The sequence below is a fragment of the Nocardioides sediminis genome (assembly GCF_003047295.1).
GTDB lineage: Bacteria > Actinomycetota > Actinomycetes > Propionibacteriales > Nocardioidaceae > Nocardioides > Nocardioides sediminis.
This window is the reverse complement of record NZ_PZYZ01000008.1, coordinates 171,681-186,034: the sequence shown is the minus strand read 5'-3', so window position 1 is coordinate 186,034 and position 14,354 is coordinate 171,681. Positions and strand designations below refer to the sequence as shown.

The 14,354-nt window shown below is 72.7% G+C and carries 17 protein-coding genes; 8 read left to right on the top strand and 9 right to left on the bottom strand.

Features of this window, described 5'->3' with window-relative positions; all coding sequences use genetic code 11:
* Positions 1-6 precede the first annotated feature (6 nt).
* The gene (locus DAI17_RS18145) at positions 7-1,203 is read right to left on the bottom strand and encodes a TadE/TadG family type IV pilus assembly protein (RefSeq protein WP_159081626.1); all 1,197 of its coding nucleotides are present in this window, start codon (positions 1,201-1,203) and stop codon (positions 7-9) included.
* Positions 1,204-1,217: 14 nt separating this feature from the next.
* Positions 1,218-1,664, bottom strand: a complete 447-nt coding sequence (locus DAI17_RS18140; protein ID WP_107774621.1) for a TadE/TadG family type IV pilus assembly protein — start codon at positions 1,662-1,664, stop codon at positions 1,218-1,220.
* Positions 1,665-1,838: 174 nt separating this feature from the next.
* On the opposite strand from DAI17_RS18140, the gene DAI17_RS18135 reads away from it, so the two are divergent.
* On the top strand, positions 1,839-2,804 hold the full coding sequence (locus DAI17_RS18135) for an ROK family protein (RefSeq protein ID WP_234412587.1): 966 nt from the start codon (positions 1,839-1,841) through the stop codon (positions 2,802-2,804).
* On the opposite strand, the gene DAI17_RS18130 is transcribed toward DAI17_RS18135, so the two are convergent.
* Genes DAI17_RS18130 through DAI17_RS18120 form a run of 3 tightly spaced genes read right to left on the bottom strand, consistent with a single transcriptional unit; the run spans position 2,789 to position 5,291 of the window.
* On the bottom strand, positions 2,789-4,015 hold the full coding sequence (locus tag DAI17_RS18130) for an ornithine cyclodeaminase, nickel-pincer nucleotide-dependent (protein WP_107774619.1): 1,227 nt from the start codon (positions 4,013-4,015) through the stop codon (positions 2,789-2,791). The two genes, DAI17_RS18135 and DAI17_RS18130, sit on opposite strands and share 16 nt — an antisense overlap.
* A 29-nt stretch (positions 4,016-4,044) precedes the next feature.
* Positions 4,045-4,473 (bottom strand): hypothetical protein, encoded by a 429-nt coding sequence (locus DAI17_RS18125; protein WP_107774618.1) that lies wholly within the window; start codon positions 4,471-4,473, stop codon positions 4,045-4,047.
* Entirely contained in the window at positions 4,470-5,291 is an 822-nt protein-coding gene (locus tag DAI17_RS18120) for an alpha/beta hydrolase (RefSeq protein WP_234412586.1), read from the bottom strand. Before DAI17_RS18120 ends, DAI17_RS18125 begins: the two co-directional genes overlap by 4 nt.
* A 62-nt stretch (positions 5,292-5,353) precedes the next feature.
* On the opposite strand from DAI17_RS18120, the gene DAI17_RS18115 reads away from it, so the two are divergent.
* From DAI17_RS18115 to DAI17_RS18105, 3 genes are read left to right on the top strand one after another with little or no spacing between them, the layout of a single operon-like run.
* The gene (locus tag DAI17_RS18115) at positions 5,354-6,130 is read left to right on the top strand and encodes a lysophospholipid acyltransferase family protein (protein WP_107774617.1); all 777 of its coding nucleotides are present in this window, start codon (positions 5,354-5,356) and stop codon (positions 6,128-6,130) included.
* A complete protein-coding gene (gene macS / locus DAI17_RS18110; RefSeq protein ID WP_199905208.1) occupies positions 6,127-7,287 on the top strand; it encodes a MacS family sensor histidine kinase in 1,161 nt (386 codons plus the stop codon). Before DAI17_RS18115 ends, macS begins: the two co-directional genes overlap by 4 nt.
* Positions 7,284-7,802, top strand: a complete 519-nt coding sequence (locus tag DAI17_RS18105; RefSeq protein ID WP_107774615.1) for a flavin reductase family protein — start codon at positions 7,284-7,286, stop codon at positions 7,800-7,802. The genes macS and DAI17_RS18105 overlap by 4 nt, the downstream gene beginning before the upstream one ends.
* Before the next feature lie 13 nt (positions 7,803-7,815).
* On the opposite strand, the gene DAI17_RS18100 is transcribed toward DAI17_RS18105, so the two are convergent.
* The 3 genes from DAI17_RS18100 to DAI17_RS18090 are packed head-to-tail and all read right to left on the bottom strand — an operon-like array spanning position 7,816 to position 9,892.
* Positions 7,816-8,502, bottom strand: coding sequence for a hypothetical protein (locus tag DAI17_RS18100; protein ID WP_107774614.1), 687 nt, complete (start codon positions 8,500-8,502; stop codon positions 7,816-7,818).
* Positions 8,499-9,125: a class F sortase gene (locus DAI17_RS18095; RefSeq protein WP_107774613.1), complete on the bottom strand. Its 627-nt coding sequence runs from the start codon at positions 9,123-9,125 to the stop codon at positions 8,499-8,501. The genes DAI17_RS18100 and DAI17_RS18095 overlap by 4 nt, the downstream gene beginning before the upstream one ends.
* Positions 9,122-9,892 carry a DUF4397 domain-containing protein gene (locus DAI17_RS18090; protein WP_159081625.1) on the bottom strand — a complete coding sequence of 257 codons (771 nt, stop codon included), beginning with the start codon at positions 9,890-9,892 and terminating at the stop codon, positions 9,122-9,124. The genes DAI17_RS18095 and DAI17_RS18090 overlap by 4 nt, the downstream gene beginning before the upstream one ends.
* A 127-nt stretch (positions 9,893-10,019) precedes the next feature.
* Between DAI17_RS18090 and DAI17_RS18085 the strand changes: the two genes are divergently transcribed.
* The 3 genes from DAI17_RS18085 to DAI17_RS18075 are packed head-to-tail and all read left to right on the top strand — an operon-like array spanning position 10,020 to position 12,020.
* Positions 10,020-10,673, top strand: a complete 654-nt coding sequence (locus DAI17_RS18085; RefSeq protein ID WP_199905195.1) for a response regulator — start codon at positions 10,020-10,022, stop codon at positions 10,671-10,673.
* On the top strand, positions 10,657-11,133 hold the full coding sequence (locus DAI17_RS18080) for a GNAT family N-acetyltransferase (RefSeq protein WP_107774610.1): 477 nt from the start codon (positions 10,657-10,659) through the stop codon (positions 11,131-11,133). The genes DAI17_RS18085 and DAI17_RS18080 overlap by 17 nt, the downstream gene beginning before the upstream one ends.
* On the top strand, positions 11,130-12,020 hold the full coding sequence (locus tag DAI17_RS18075; RefSeq protein WP_107774609.1) for a hypothetical protein: 891 nt from the start codon (positions 11,130-11,132) through the stop codon (positions 12,018-12,020). The genes DAI17_RS18080 and DAI17_RS18075 overlap by 4 nt, the downstream gene beginning before the upstream one ends.
* Here DAI17_RS18075 and glpK read toward each other — a convergent pair.
* Entirely contained in the window at positions 12,010-13,482 is a 1,473-nt protein-coding gene (glpK, locus tag DAI17_RS18070; protein WP_107774608.1) for a glycerol kinase GlpK, read from the bottom strand. The genes DAI17_RS18075 and glpK overlap by 11 nt on opposite strands.
* Before the next feature lie 109 nt (positions 13,483-13,591).
* Here glpK and DAI17_RS18065 point away from each other — a divergent pair, with 109 nt between their 5' ends.
* Positions 13,592-14,350 (top strand): class I SAM-dependent methyltransferase, encoded by a 759-nt coding sequence (locus DAI17_RS18065; protein ID WP_107774607.1) that lies wholly within the window; start codon positions 13,592-13,594, stop codon positions 14,348-14,350.
* Positions 14,351-14,354 lie beyond the last annotated feature (4 nt).

The following is a 14,354-nucleotide window of genomic DNA, read 5'->3' as shown; positions in this document are numbered from 1 at the left end:
AGGTCCTCAGCCCGTCATCCGCACCTGACGGAGGCCGGTGTCGCACGGGTCGCCGATGTCGCACACATCTCGGGTGCTGCCCGAGACGTTGGTCTGCAGCACCGTGACCAGCAAGTAGTTGCGGTGGGCGCCACCCGAAGTGGCGTTGAAACCGCTCGGGTTGTTGGCGCAGTCGCCGGTCATCTTGGAATGACTGCCCTTAGCTCCATTGCCTAGGTGGTAGCCGCACAGGCGAACGGAGATGATCCGAAAGACCGGGTAGATGGTGTTCCCGCCAGGGTCTGGGCTGACCGCGCCGGGGTTACAGGTAGGTGTACCGCAGAAGACCGGGAGGAAGAACTGCTCCTCGCTGTCAACAAGAGCCTTCAGCGCATCCAGAGAGCCGTCGTCGCGGAGGTTGCCTGTATCAGCTCCCAGACAGGACGCGGGGTCGGCTGCGGTGGTGGGGCAGTGGCCCAGGAGGTGAGAGCGGATATTGGGGTCGCTCGGGTCCGGTTGGTCGGGCACGATCGAGACTGGATTCTCGCACCCGTTGCTGATCTCGTCAGCGATGGGGCCGTTTTGCCCGGGGCAGTCCAAGGTCCACCAGTTGCCGGGATTGTGGGTGTCCGGGCAGTCGCTCTTGGTGCCCTTGTCGGGACCACCTCCGGCCGGCCCTTCGAACTTCATCACCGGTGTCGGGAAAGACGTGAGGGTGAGCAGGTCTCGTGAGCAGAGAGCGAGCGGGCGCAGGCCTCCGCCGACCGCGCCGGCCGCGTCCACCACTGCGGTGGCTTCGCGCGATACCTCGTAGTCCTCAGTCGTGTCCCCGCCCGAGGCGGCACCACCGAACAGGTTCGGGCTGGTGGTGCTCACCTCCGCTCGGACCTCCAGTCCGTTGTCCGTGCACTCGGTTTCGACCCGTCCTCCCACCAAGGTGCCCTCACCGGTCATCGTGGTGTCGTTCTGGACCTCGGCCTTGAGCAGGGCCTCAGCGTCAGCGGCAGCTTGACCAGCGGTCCGCAACCCCTCGCAGCCGAGGCCGCTCGTCGGCTGTTGGGTGTAGACGACCGCCGCGCCGAGAGCTGCGGCGTCGGCTGCTGTCTGTGCCTGGCGCTTGTTGGCGTACGCCATGCCGAAGTCCACGGCAAACACGGACAAGCCGACAAGGAAGAGCGCCAGGAATGCCACGATGATCGCGACGGCGCCCCTCTCATCCCTCACTGTCGCACGGTGCATCATGAGAACTCGCACCTCATCACTCCTTCGGCTCTGAGGGTGGGCGCGGGAGCCGCGAAGAAGGGGAACGGCACCAGCCACTCACCGGTCCTCTCGACCGTGACGGTCACGTCCTGGTCCGGATCGGATCCAGCACAGGGCGTGGGACCACTGGGACAGGCCGGGTCGATCACGACGGTGGGGACGTCTGCTGCCATTCCGAGAGTTGCAGCGCCTTCCTCCGCATCTGCCTCGATGTCGGCACAAGCCGAATTCGGTCCATCGACGACAGCGTTGCGCGCGGCTTCCCGTGCGATGTTGGAGATCGAGATCTGTTGCGCGAACAGAGCGCCGAAGTTGATGATCCCGAACAGGATCAGGATGAGGACCGGCATGACGAGAGCGAGCTCGACTGCCGCCGCCCCGCGTTCTTCGCGCCCCGCGCGGCGCCGTACGAGCTTCTTCATCCCAACCCCTCGATAGCCATGTCCCGGCCAAGATCAGACCGAGCGTAGGGAGCGTCGGTGCCTCCGGGCAGGGTCCTCGTCCGAAATGACCCGGGTGGCCACGGCAACTAGTCACATCGGGCCATGGCGCGGGGCCGAGAGGTCTGGACACCACGCATACGACAGGATCGGGGGGTGACAACTGCTGTGGAGCCCGTCTGGATCGGCGTCGACGTCGGTGGCACCAAGGTGCTGGCCGGGGTGGTCGACGACCACGGCCACGTCGTACGCACGGCTCGACGCGCGACCCCCGGCCGCCGGTTGGACGCCATCCACGTCGAGGACGCCCTGGTTGCCGCGGTGATCGAGGTGGCGGCAGGCGCGCCGATCGCCGGAGTGGGCGTCGCCGCCGCGGGGTTCGTCGACTCCGAGGGAGGGCGCGTCATGTTCGCCCCGCACCTGCCCTGGCAGGGCGAGGACGTCCGCGACCGGCTCGCCAAGCGGTGGGGCGTGCCGGTGACCCTCGACAACGACGCCAACGGTGCCGCCGTCGCCGAGTGGACGTACGGCGCGGCGCGCGGCACGCGGTCGGCGATCGTCGTGACCATGGGCACCGGCATCGGTGGCGGGATCATCATCGACGACCACCTCGTCCGGGGCGCCAACGGGATGGCGGGGGAGTTCGGCCACATGCAGGTCGTCCCCGGCGGCCAGCCGTGCGAGTGCGGCGGGCGGGGGTGCTGGGAGCAGTACTCGTCCGGCAACGCGCTGGTCCGCTTCGCCCGCGCGCGGATGGGCGAGCAGCCCAGCGTGCTGGAGGAGGTCACCGGCGGCAACCCGGACGCGCTCACCGGTCCGATGGTCACCGCGGCCGCCGAGGACGGCGACCTGGTGGCACGCCAGGCCTTCGCGACCGTCGGCGACTGGCTCGGCGTCGGCGTGGCCAACCTGGTGGCGGCCTTCGACCCCGAGGTCGTCGTCATCGGCGGCGGCGTCTCCGCCGCCGGCGACCGGCTGCTCGAGCCGGCCCGCACCGCGCTGGTGCGCTCTCTGGTGGGCGCGGCCCACCGCGAGGTCCCGGCCCTCGTGGCCGCGCAGCTCGGGCCCGAGGCCGGCTTGGTCGGAGCGGCCGAGCTGGCCCGCCGTCAGGCGCGGCGGTAGTCCGGGACCAGCTCGATCGCGAGCTGCTCGAGGAAGAGCCCGACGTCGGTGACGATGCCCTTGGCCTGGCTCGACCCGCGGTCGGCCAGCTTGGTCACGGTGGCCGGGTTGATGTCGACGCACACCAGCGGGATGGACGCGGGGAGGATGTTGCCGGTCGCCACCGAGTGCAGCATGGTCGCCACCATCAGGCAGAAGCCGACGTCGGTGAGCTCGGCCCGCATCGCCCGCTGGCCCTCGATGACGTCGGTGTGCACGTCGGGCAGCGGGCCGTCGTCGCGCACCGACCCGACGAGGACGAACCTCTTCTCGTGCTTGACGAGCGCGTGCATGATCCCGCCGGTCAGCACGCCGGACTCCACCGCGGCGCGGATGGAGCCCTCCTTGCGGATCGTGTTGAGCGCCCGGATGTGGTGCTCGTGGCCGTGCTCGACGCCGTGGCCCATGGACAGGTCCACGCCGAGGCTGGTGCCGTAGAGCGACGACTCGATGTCGTGGGTGGCGAGCGCGTTGCCGGCGAACAGCACGTCGACGAAGCCGGCGTTGACCATGGCCACCATGGCCGGCGCGGCACCCGTGTGGACGACGCCCGGTCCGCCGACCCACAGCACCTTCTTGCCGGCCGCCTTGGCGTCGCGCATGCCGTCGGCGACCTGCCGGACGAGCACCGCCTGGGGCTTCTCCGAGGAGACGTCGGACTCCATGAACCCGAAGCTGTCGCCGCTCTTCTCCACGTCGGGCGCGGTGACCCGGATGCCGGAGGCACCGATGACGACCTGCATGCCGACCCTCACGTCCGACATCGGCAGCGTGTAGACGCGCTCCCCGTCCACGACCAGGCCGCAGTCCATCTCCGGGTTCTCCACGTCGTACCAGCGCCCCGCGATCCGCACGCGCGTCGCGAGGTTGGTGGTGGAGTAGAAGCCATCGGGGAAGACGCCGTCCATGTCGGCCTCGGCCAGCGTCGCCTCGCCGGGGTCGGTCTGGTTGACGCCGCGCGTCTGCAGGCGCATGAGCAGGCGCTGGAGCGCGTCGTCGTCCTCGGCGGTCACGGTGATGGTCGCGCGGCTCGTGTCCGACGCCTCGTGGCCCACGTCGATGTGCTTGATGACCCAGTCGCCGCCGTACTGGCGGATGTCGTCCAGGACGCGCGACAGGATGCCGCTGTCCATCAGGTGGCCGGTGACTTCGACGTTCTCGGTGACACTCACGCGGGCGACGATAGCGCCCGCCCTGTGGCTCAGATCCGCGAGCCGTCGTCCCACGGTTCGCGGGGGTGCCGAGGCATCGTCGCGACGAGGTAGAGGAAGCCGCCGACGAACCACGCGAGCAGCAGGTAGTCGAGCAGGGAGGGCAGGTCGAGGGACGCGACGAGGGACACCAGGATCACGATCGGTACGCCGAACACGCCGGCCCACGCGAGGGCGCGACGAGGTGCCGGGCGGGGCAGCGGGGGAGGCGGGGGCGGCACGAAGCGCTCCTCGTCCACGGGCTCGACGACCCGGGGCTCGGGCTCCTCGTCCCGCCACTCGGTCGGCCGCTCGATGGGCCCCTCGACCACGGCGGCCGGCGGCTCGTCCAGCTCGGGACGGTCGCCGTAGTTGTCGACGATGTCGCGCCAGGCCGCGTCCTCGCGGGTCCGCCGCTCGTCGTCACCGCCTGCGCTCACGGAGCCACGGTAACCCTTGCGATGAACTCCGCGGACTCCTCGAAGATCGTCTCGGCGTCGTTGTCGAGGGTGGCCACGTGGTAGCTCTCGGTGAGCATCCGCTCGGTGAAGTCCCGCGAGGAGACGTTACTGCGGATGATCTCCAGCGAGGAGGGGTCCACCACCCGGTCGACGGTGGACTTGAAGAGCAGCAGGGGTGCGGTGATGCGCGGCAGGTGGCCGCGCAGGGGCTTCCATCCCTCGCGCATCATCGAGTCGGCCGCCCTGAGCGGCGTGCGGGAGTAGCCGAGCTCCTCGACGCCGGGCTTCTTGATGTCGTTGGCGATGCCGGGCACCGAGGGGACCACGCGCTTGAGGACGGGCAGCGCCTTCACGTCCAGCCGGGTGCTGTTGACGGCCGGGTTGACCAGGACGATGCCGGCCACGGCGTCCGGATGGTCGGCCGCGAGGCGCAGCACCAGGGAGCCACCCATCGACAGCCCGCACACGACGACCGCATCGTTCTCGGTCCGCAGCTTCGCGAACGCCCCCGACGTCGCGGCGTACCAGTCCTGCCAGCCGACGGTGTTGCAGTCCTCCCACGACGTGCCGTGGCCGGGGAGCAGCGGAACCTCGACGGCGTACCCCCGCTCCGCGAGCGCGCGGCCCCACGGCTTCATGGAGTAGGGCGAGCCGGTGAAGCCGTGCTGGAGCAGCACGCCGACGCGCCGTCCGCCGGTGAGCTCGGGTCGGGCCGGGACCGACAGCGGCCGGGCCACCTCGGGGTCGACGGGCTCGACGGGTGCGGCGTCGCCGCCTCGGTTCAGGGGATTCCTCACGGGGGGAAGTGTGCCCCACGAGGGGGACCCCGAGGAGGGACTTTCGGGGCTAGGCTCACCCCGTGCTGTATTGGTTCCTGAAGTCGATCGCGCTCGGTCCGATCCTCCGCGTGGTGTTCCGCCCCAAGGCCTACGGCGTGGACAACGTGCCCGCGGAGGGCGCCGCGATCCTGGCGAGCAACCACCTCTCCTACGCCGACTGGCTCTTCATGCCGTTGACGCTGAGCCGGCGCGTCACCTTCGTGGCCAAGGCGGAGTACTTCACCACCCCGGGCATCAAGGGCTGGTTCCAGAAGAAGTTCTTCTCCGGCGCCGGCCAGGTGCCCATCGACCGCTCGGGCGCCAACGCCGCCGAGGGGGCGATGAAGTCCGCGAAGAAGATCCTCGACCAGGGCGAGCTGTTCGGCATCTACCCCGAGGGCACCCGCTCCCACGACGGCAAGCTCTACCGCGGCAAGACGGGCGTCGCCCGCCTCGCCCTCGAGACCGGCGCCCCCGTGGTCCCGTGCGCGGTCGTCGGCACCGACGTGGTCGCCCCCACCGGCAAGGTCTTCGGCCAGTGGACCCGGCCGGTCGTGCGCTTCGGCCCGCCCCTCGACTTCTCGCGCTACGAGGGCATGGAGAACGACCGCTACATCCTGCGCTCGATCACCGACGAGATCATGTACGAGATCATGCGGCTCTCCGAGCAGGAGTACGTCGACATGTACGCCAGCAAGGCCAAGGAGCTCGCCAAGGAGCAGGCCAAGGACGAGGCCAAGGCCGCCGCTCGCGAGCTGGCCGCCAAGGACGCTGCCAACGACGCCGCCAAGGACACCGCCCACAGGCAGGCGTCCTGACCGCCAGCACGACGCCCGACGACGGACGGGCCGCGGTCGCCGTCGAGGACCAGCTGCACCGGGCGCTCGCGCTGGTGCGCGTCGTGGTGACGGTCAACATGGTCGTCCTCAACCTGTGGCGGCGCGACAACTACGACGACCCGGCGCTCGGCGCCGCGGTCGTGGGCGTGGCGGTCGTGTGGACGGGCATCGCGCTCTGGGCGTACGCCGACGCGCGACGTCGTACGCCGCTGCTGCTGGGCGTCGACCTGGCCATCGCGGTGGGCGCCATCGCCCTCACGCCGCTCGCCAAGGGCCCGGACTTCAACGCCACCATTCCCGGCTTCTGGGTGATGGGGGCGCTGCTGGCCTGGGCGATCCACTGGCACTGGAAGGGCGGGCTCGCCGCGGCGGTGCTGGTCTCCGCGGCGGACCTGGGCATCCGGCTCTCCGTCGACCAGACGATCGACCAGGGCAACTACGGCAACGTCTTCCTGCTGATGATCGGCGGTCCGATCGTCGGCTACATGTGCGAGTCGCTCCAGCGGATGGCGGTCGAGCGCGACGCCGCCCAGCGGGCGGCCGCCGCGGCCGAGGAGCGCACCCGCCTGGCGCGGGCGGTCCACGACGGCGTGCTGCAGGTCCTCTCGCTCGTGCAGCGGCGCGCGGGTGAGGCCGGCGGTGACCTCGCCGAGCTCGGTCGGCTCGCCGGCGAGCAGGAGCGCAGCCTGAGGTCGCTGATCCGCCAGCAGGACACGGTGACCGCGCCGGCCGGCTCGACGCTGGACCTCGCCGGCGAGCTCGAGCGCCTCGGGACCTCGCACGCCGGCCGCGTCGACGTCGCCACCCCGGGGACCCCGGTGCCGGTGCCGGAGCACGTGGCCCGGGAGGTCGTGGCCGCCGTGTCGGCCTGCCTGGACAACGTGCGCGCCCACGTCGCCGACGAGGCCCCGGCCTGGGTCCTGCTCGACGCGGTGCCAGGAGCCGTGGTCGTCTCGGTGCGCGACGACGGGCCGGGCATCCCGGCGGGCCGGCTCGAGGAGGCGGCGGGGGATGGGCGGCTCGGCGTGGAGCAGTCCATCCGGGGCAGGCTCGCCGACCTCGGCGGCAGCGCCCGGGTCGAGACCGGCTCCTGGGGTACCGAGTGGGAGCTGACCGTGCCGATGGGGGAGACGTGACCATCCACTCCGACCACCCCTTCGCCGACCCCGAGGGAGCGCGCGACGCCTTCCGCCGGTTGCGTGCCCGGCTGTCGGCCCGCGTGGGGCTCTGGACCACCGGCGCCGGCCGCGAGCGCGCCGGGCTGACCGTCTCCTCCATGCTCGTCGTCGGCGGGGAGCCGCCGCTCGTCGTCGGCATGCTCGACCCCGACTCCTCGCTCGGCGAGGCGCTCGACGTCGGTGACCGGGTCGTCGTGCACCTGCTGGAGTGGGAGCACCGCGACCTCGCCGAGCAGTTCGCCGGCCTGATGCCCGCGCCCGGCGGGGCCTTCTCCGCCGCGACGTGGGAGCAGACCGACGCGGGACCCCGGCTCGCCTCGGCGGGCACCTGGGCGGCCTGCACCGTCACCGACGTCCGGCTGCTGGGCTGGTCCCTGGAGGTCGTCTGCTCCCTCGACGAGGTGGTCGTCGGCAGCGACGACGAGCCGCTGGTGCACCGCCGGGGGCGCTACGTGCGTCCGACCCCGGACTGAGTCACTCGACGCCTCACCCGACGGTGACCTGCGCGAGGACCCGGTCGCGCACGCTCCCGTCCTCCAGGTCGACGCTCCAGCCCCCGTCCGCGTCGGGCGCTCCACACGGTTGGGGTTCGGCCGGCTCATCGGGCGTGGCGCAGGCCAGGGACAGCACCTCGGGAGCAGAGACCTCGTGCGTGGCGCGCTCCGCCGCGGCGCGCGAGGAGACCTCCAGCGACGACATGGAGACCAGCGCGCGCCCGGGGGCCGACGTGCTACGCACGAGCGCGCCCCCGAGCCGGTAGGTGACCAGGACCGAGTCGGCGGCGAGGAAGGAGTAGGTGCCCCGCCCGTCGGTGATCCGCTCGGGTCCGATCGCCTCGTGGCCGTCGGCGACGACCCGCACGTCGCGGGCCACGACCCCGTCGGGGCCGGCGGGCACGGAGAGGTCGAGGGTGAGCAGCACGGAGGAGGCCTCGATCCAGTGCGTCACCTCCAGCTCGCCCGACGGCAGCACGGTGGTCCGGACGTACGTCGCGTCGTCCTCCAGCGGCTCCGGGGGCGGTTCCATCGCGACCGAGCCCGCGAGCGACGCCGACGTCGTGTCGTCGGGCTCGGACCGTAGCCCCAGCAGGACGAGCGCCACGGCGACGCCGAGCAGCAGGGCGAGGCCGACGAGCCCTACCCGTGAGGCCCAGGTGCCGTGCCGGTCGATCATCGGGTGACCGACCGCGTGGGAGCGATGACCGGTCGTGCCGTGACGACCGCGAGGTTCTGGTAGCCACCGCGATCCGCGACGTAGGGCGGCGCGCACGTCACCAGCACGAGGCGGCGGGGACCCGCAGCGGCGAAGAGGCCGGTGCGCCGGGTCAGCGGGCCTTGCGGCACCAGCCGCAACGAGCGCACCTCGAAGTCCTGGGTCAGCCCGGCGGAGTCGAGCCGCAGCCGCTCACCGCCACGCAGCCCGAGCAGCTCGGCGAACGGGCCGAGCCCCTGCGCGCGCGAGTCCACGTGCGCGGCGAGGAGGGTGGACCCGAAGGGGTCACCGACACGCGACCCGCCGGTCCACCACCCGGCGGCGCGGGTGTCGGCGGGGACGTCGAGCAGGCCGGTGCGGGTCGTCCCGGCCCGCCGGACCGGTACGACGGCGCCGCTCGGCAGCCGCACCGCCACCGGCCGCTGGGGCCGGACCACCGAGGACGCCCGTCGGGCGGGCGCCGCGGGGGACGGGGTGGCCGTGGTCACGACGGTCGGTCGGTCCGGGTCCCGGCCCTGCTCGTGCGGGGCCGAGCAGCCGGTCAGCACGAGCAGCGCGACCACCACGACCGCCCGCCCCCTCATCTGCCTGTTGGGTCGTGCAGCAGGAACGGGGTGACGGGGAGCGCCCCCGCCAGCCCCGCCGAGCCCGTCCGGATGGTCGTCGGCTGCACGGACCCGTCCGCCGCCAGGGGAGCGGTGTGCGCGATGACGTTCATCGAGCCGTCGCGGGGGTTTCCGTAGGCGTAGATCATCGACAGCGTCCGGGCCTCGAGCGGCACGTCGAGCGGTCCGAGGATCGGGTCGGACGTGCGTCCGGTCGGGAGCAGCGCCACCCGGTGGGTGCCGGCGGGGACGTCCGCCTCGGCGAACTCCCCGTTGGCGATGTTGGTGAAGACCGTCTGCCCGTCGACCCGCACGTCGGCCGGCGCCACGGTGGCGGTGTGGGCGAGCACCACGCGGGCCTTGCCCGGGCCGATCGGCTCGGTCGGGGCGTCGTACGAGTGGACGACGGGGTCGCCGCCGACGGCGGCCGGCAGGTGCAGCACCACGTCGGTGCTGGTCCCCGACTCCACCTCGAGCGTGGAGGCGACGTCCGTGCCGTCGCCGCTGAACGTCACCTCGTGGCTGCCGGGGGCCAGGTCGAACGGGCCGAGGACGTCGCCGACCGCGGCTCCCGTGGCCACGGAGCGGCCGTCAACGGCGACGTCGACCGTCGCACCCGGCACCGCCTGGATGACCATCACCTGCGCAGGTGCGGCCGGTGCGGTCACCGCGCCACCGGGCGGACCGAGCGAGAGGACGAGCGCGGCCGACGAGGCGGCCAGGACAAACGACAGTGCACGTCTCATCACAGAGCCCCCGGCAGGTGACGGCCCGCGTCCCGAGCCCCGGCCCACACGACACCACCGCCCCTGCGGCCCGGCAACCCCACGATGAGGTAAACGGCGACCCCCGGGCGGCGGTAGGTTCGCGCCCATGACGAGGGTGATGGTGGTCGACGACCACCCGATGTGGCGCGACGCGGTGGAGCGGGACCTGGTGGCGGCCGGGTTCGAGGTGGTGGCGGTCGCCGCGGACGGTCACCAGGCCCTGGCCCGGTTCCCCGCCGCCCGTCCCGAGGTGGTGGTGCTCGACCTGCAGATCCCCGGCCCCCACGGGGTGGAGGTCACCGCCCAGGTCCTGCAGCACGACCCGTCGGCGCGGGTGCTCATCCTCTCGGCCTCGGGCGAGCAGTCCGACGTGCTGGAGGCGGTCAAGGCCGGCGCCACCGGCTACCTCGTCAAGAGCGCGTCGCGCGAGGAGCTGCTCGACGCCGTACGCCGTGTGGCCGCCGGCGACACCGTCTTCACGCCCGGCCTGGCGGGCCTGGTCCTCGGAGAGTTCCGCCGGATGGCCGAGGGCCCGCCGGACGACGACCCGCGCAGCGAGCTGACCGAGCGGGAGACCGAGATCCTCAAGATGGTCGCCAAGGGGATGTCCTACAAGCAGATCGCCGAACGCCTCGTCATCTCCCACCGCACGGTGCAGAACCACGTGCACAACACGCTGCGCAAGCTGCAGATGAACAACCGCGTCCAGCTGACCCGCTGGGCCATCGCGCACGGGCTCGACGATGACGACGACGACTGACCGGGCCTGGCGCGCGGCCGGCCCGGGCGACGCGGGGCCGCTGCGCGACCTGGAGCGGGCGGCCAACCTCGTCGGCCTCGCCCACGTGTTCCCGGCCGAGAGGTTCCCGTTCCCCGACGATGCCGTGCTGGCCCGCTGGACCCTGGTGCTCGACGACCCGGAGGTGGTGGTCGAGGTCGTCGACGGGGACGGCGGGCTGCTCGCCTTCGCGGCGTACGACCGCGACAGCCTGCGCCACCTCGCCGTCCACCCCGACGCGTGGGGGACCGGGCTCGCCCGGGCCGGCGTCGCCCGGGCCGTGGCGCACGGCGCCCACCGGCTGTGGGTGCTCGACGACAACCACCGGGCCCGTCGCCTCTACGAGACGCTCGGCTGGCGGGCGACCGGCGTCGAGCAGGAGTGTCCGTGGGTGCCGCACCCGACGGAGCTGGAGTACGCGCTCCTAGGATCGCGGGTGTGACCGACCCGCTCCTCGAGCTCGCCGACGGGCTCTACGCGCTGCCGTTGGGCGACTTCACCCCGGCGCGGGACGCGCTGGTCAAGGAGCACAAGGCCGACAAGGAGCTGGCGTCGCGCATCAAGACGCTGCGGAAGCCGTCCCTGGCCGCCTGGGTCGTCAACCTGCTCGTACGCCGCGACGCGGCGCAGGTGGACCAGGTCCTGCAGGTGGGCACCGCCCTCCGCGAGGCCCAGGCCAACCTCGACGGCGAGGAGCTGCGCGCGCTGACCCGCCAGCGTCGCCAGCTGACCGCCGCCGTCACCACGCAGGCGCGGGGGCTGGCCCGCGAGGAGGGCGTCAAGGTCACCCCCGCCGTCGCCGACCAGGTCGAGGCGACGCTGACCGCCGCGATGGTCGACGAGGGTGCGGCCCGGGCCGTGCGCAGCGGCCTGCTCGTCGCCGCGCTGGTGGCCACCGGCGTCGGCGAGGTCGACGTCGCCCCCGCCCTCGCGGTGCCCGAGGCGCTGGGCTTCGAGGCCGCGCCGCGCGAGGCGCAGCCGGCCCCGCGGCCCGAGCTGCGCGTCGTACCGGACCCGGAGGCCGACACCAAGGCCCTGCGGGCCGCCGAGGAGCGGCTGGCGACCGCGCGCCGGGAGCACGAGGCCGCCCGGGAGGCCGCCGCCGCGTCGGCCGCCGAGGTGGAGCAGCTGCAGGCGCGCTCCCTCCAGCTGCAGTCCGAGGTCGACGAGCTGCGCGGCCGGATCGCGCAGCTCGAGGCGGACATGGAGGAGAACGACGACGAGCTCGCCGACGCCGAGGACGTGCGGGCCGAGGCGGACGATGCGGCGGCAGCGACCACGCGGGCGCTCGCCGAGGCGGAGGCCGAGGTCGAGCGCCTCAGTCGGTAGCCCAGCCCTTGCAGCGTTCGACGGCGTCGCGCCACCGGGCGTGGGCCGCGTCGGAAGCCGTCCGGTCGGCGGTCGGCTCGAACCGGCGGTCCAGGGCCCAGGTCTCCCGCAGGTCGTCGGTGGACCCCCACACCCCGGTCCCGAGGCCGGCGAGGAAGGCCGCGCCCAGCGCCGTCGTCTCCACGATCTCCGGACGTTCGACGGGCAGCCCCACCTGGTCGGCCTGCAGCTGGCACAGCAGGTCGTTGGCCGCGGCGCCGCCGTCGACGCGCAGCGACGCGACCTGCGGCATCGTCTCGAGCACGTCGCGGACCTCGAAGGCGATCGCCTCCAGCGTCGCCCGCACGACGTGGGCGCGCGTGGTGCCCCGGGTCATGCCGATCAGCAGTCCTCGGGCACGGGGGTCCCAGTCCGGGGCGCCGAGGCCGGTGAGCGCCGGCACGAAGACGACGCCGTCGGTGTCGTCGACGGTGGCCGCGATGGCGGCGGTCTCGGCGGCCGACCCGACGATCTGCAACCCGTCGCGCAGCCACTGCACGGCCGCGCCGGTCACGAAGATGGCGCCCTCGAGGGCGTAGGTGAGCTCGCCCTCGGGGGAGCGCCACGCGGCCGTGGACAGCAGGCCGGCGTCCGACCGCTCCAGCGTGGTGCCGGTGTTGGCCAGGATGAACGACCCGGTCCCGTAGGTGCACTTGGAGTCGCCGACCTCGAAGCAGGTCTGGCCGAAGAGCGCCGACTGCTGGTCCCCGGCGATGCCGGCGATGGGCAGCTCCAGGCCGAGGAAGGACCGGGGGTCGGTCGGGGCGACCTCGCCCCAGCTGGGGACCAGGTCGGGCAGCGCCTCCCGCGGCACGCCGAAGAGGCCGCACAGCTCGTCGGACCACTCGCCCGTCCCGAGGTCCATCAGCAGGGTGCGGCTGGCGTTGGACACGTCGGTGACGTGCCAGGTGCCGCGCGTCATCCGGGCGACCAGGTAGGAGTCGACGGTGCCGACGGCGTACCGGCCGGACTCGACCAGCGCCCACGTGTGCGGCTCGTTCTCGGCGAGCCACGCCAGCTTGGTGCCGGAGAAGTAGGGGTCGAGGCGCAGGCCGGTCAGCTCGGCCACCCGGTCCTCGTGGCCGGCGGCCCGCAGCCGCTCGCACACCTCGGCCGTGCGCCGGTCCTGCCACACGATCGCGCGGCGCGGGGATCCGAGGGTCTCGCGGTCCCACAGCACGACGGTCTCGCGCTGGTTGGTGATGCCGACGGCGGTGAGCTCGGCGGCGTCGACCTTGGCCAGCACCGCCCGGGTGGCCTCGAGGGTCGCCTGCCAGATCTCCTCCGGCGCGTGCTCGACCCAGCCGGCTCGCGGGAAGTGCTGGGCGAACTCCTGGCTGGCCGAGGCGACGATCCGGCCCCGGGGGCTCACGACCACGGCGGTGACACCGGTCGTGCCGGCGTCGATGGCAAGGACGGACATCGGCTTCCTCGAGGGTGCGGCGGAGGGCGAGGAGCCCAACCTAGTGCGCGCCGGCGCTACCGCGTCTGAGTAGCATCCCTGCAACTTCCGCCTCGACGAAGGAACCTCCATGAGCCATCCCGAGCAGCTCGGCTTCTTCTCGGCCGTCGCCAGCGCGAACCGAGACGTGGTCGCGGGCAGCCGCGTGATCGAGATCGGGGCGTACGCGGTCAACGGGACGATGCGCAGCTACTTCTCCACGGCCGCCGACTACGTCGGGGTCGACCTCGTCGAAGGACCGGGTGTCGACGTCGTCGGCTTCGGCCACGAGATCGACCACGAGGACGGTTCGTACGACGTCGCCACGTCCGGCGAGTGCTTCGAGCACGACCCGCACTGGCGCCAGACCTTCGCCAACATGGTGCGCCTGACCCGCCCGGGCGGGCTGGTGGCCTTCACGTGCGCCTCCAGCGGTCGCCCCGAGCACGGCACCCGGCGTACGCGGGTGGCCGACAGCCCGGGGACCCAGTTCGAGGGGCTGGACTACTACCGCAACCTGACCGAGGCGGACTTCGCCGACCTCGACCTCGCCGGCGACTTCTCGGCCCACCGCTTCTGGCGCAACCCGACGTCCTTCGACCTCTACTTCGCGGGCGTCCGAGCCGGGACGACCGAGGGTCGACCGACAGCGGTGCTGCCCGACGAGGCCGACGTGGCGAGGCTCTCGGGACTCATGTCGCTGCCCCACCGTGCGTTGCGGCTCCCGCTCCGGGGCGTCCGGAGGTTCGTGACGGACGAGGGGCGCTACCAGGACGTGATCCTCCCGTACTGGCAGGGACTGCTGCACGTCCAGAGGCGCCTGGGTGGGGTGGGTGGCCGGGCCGAGTAACGGG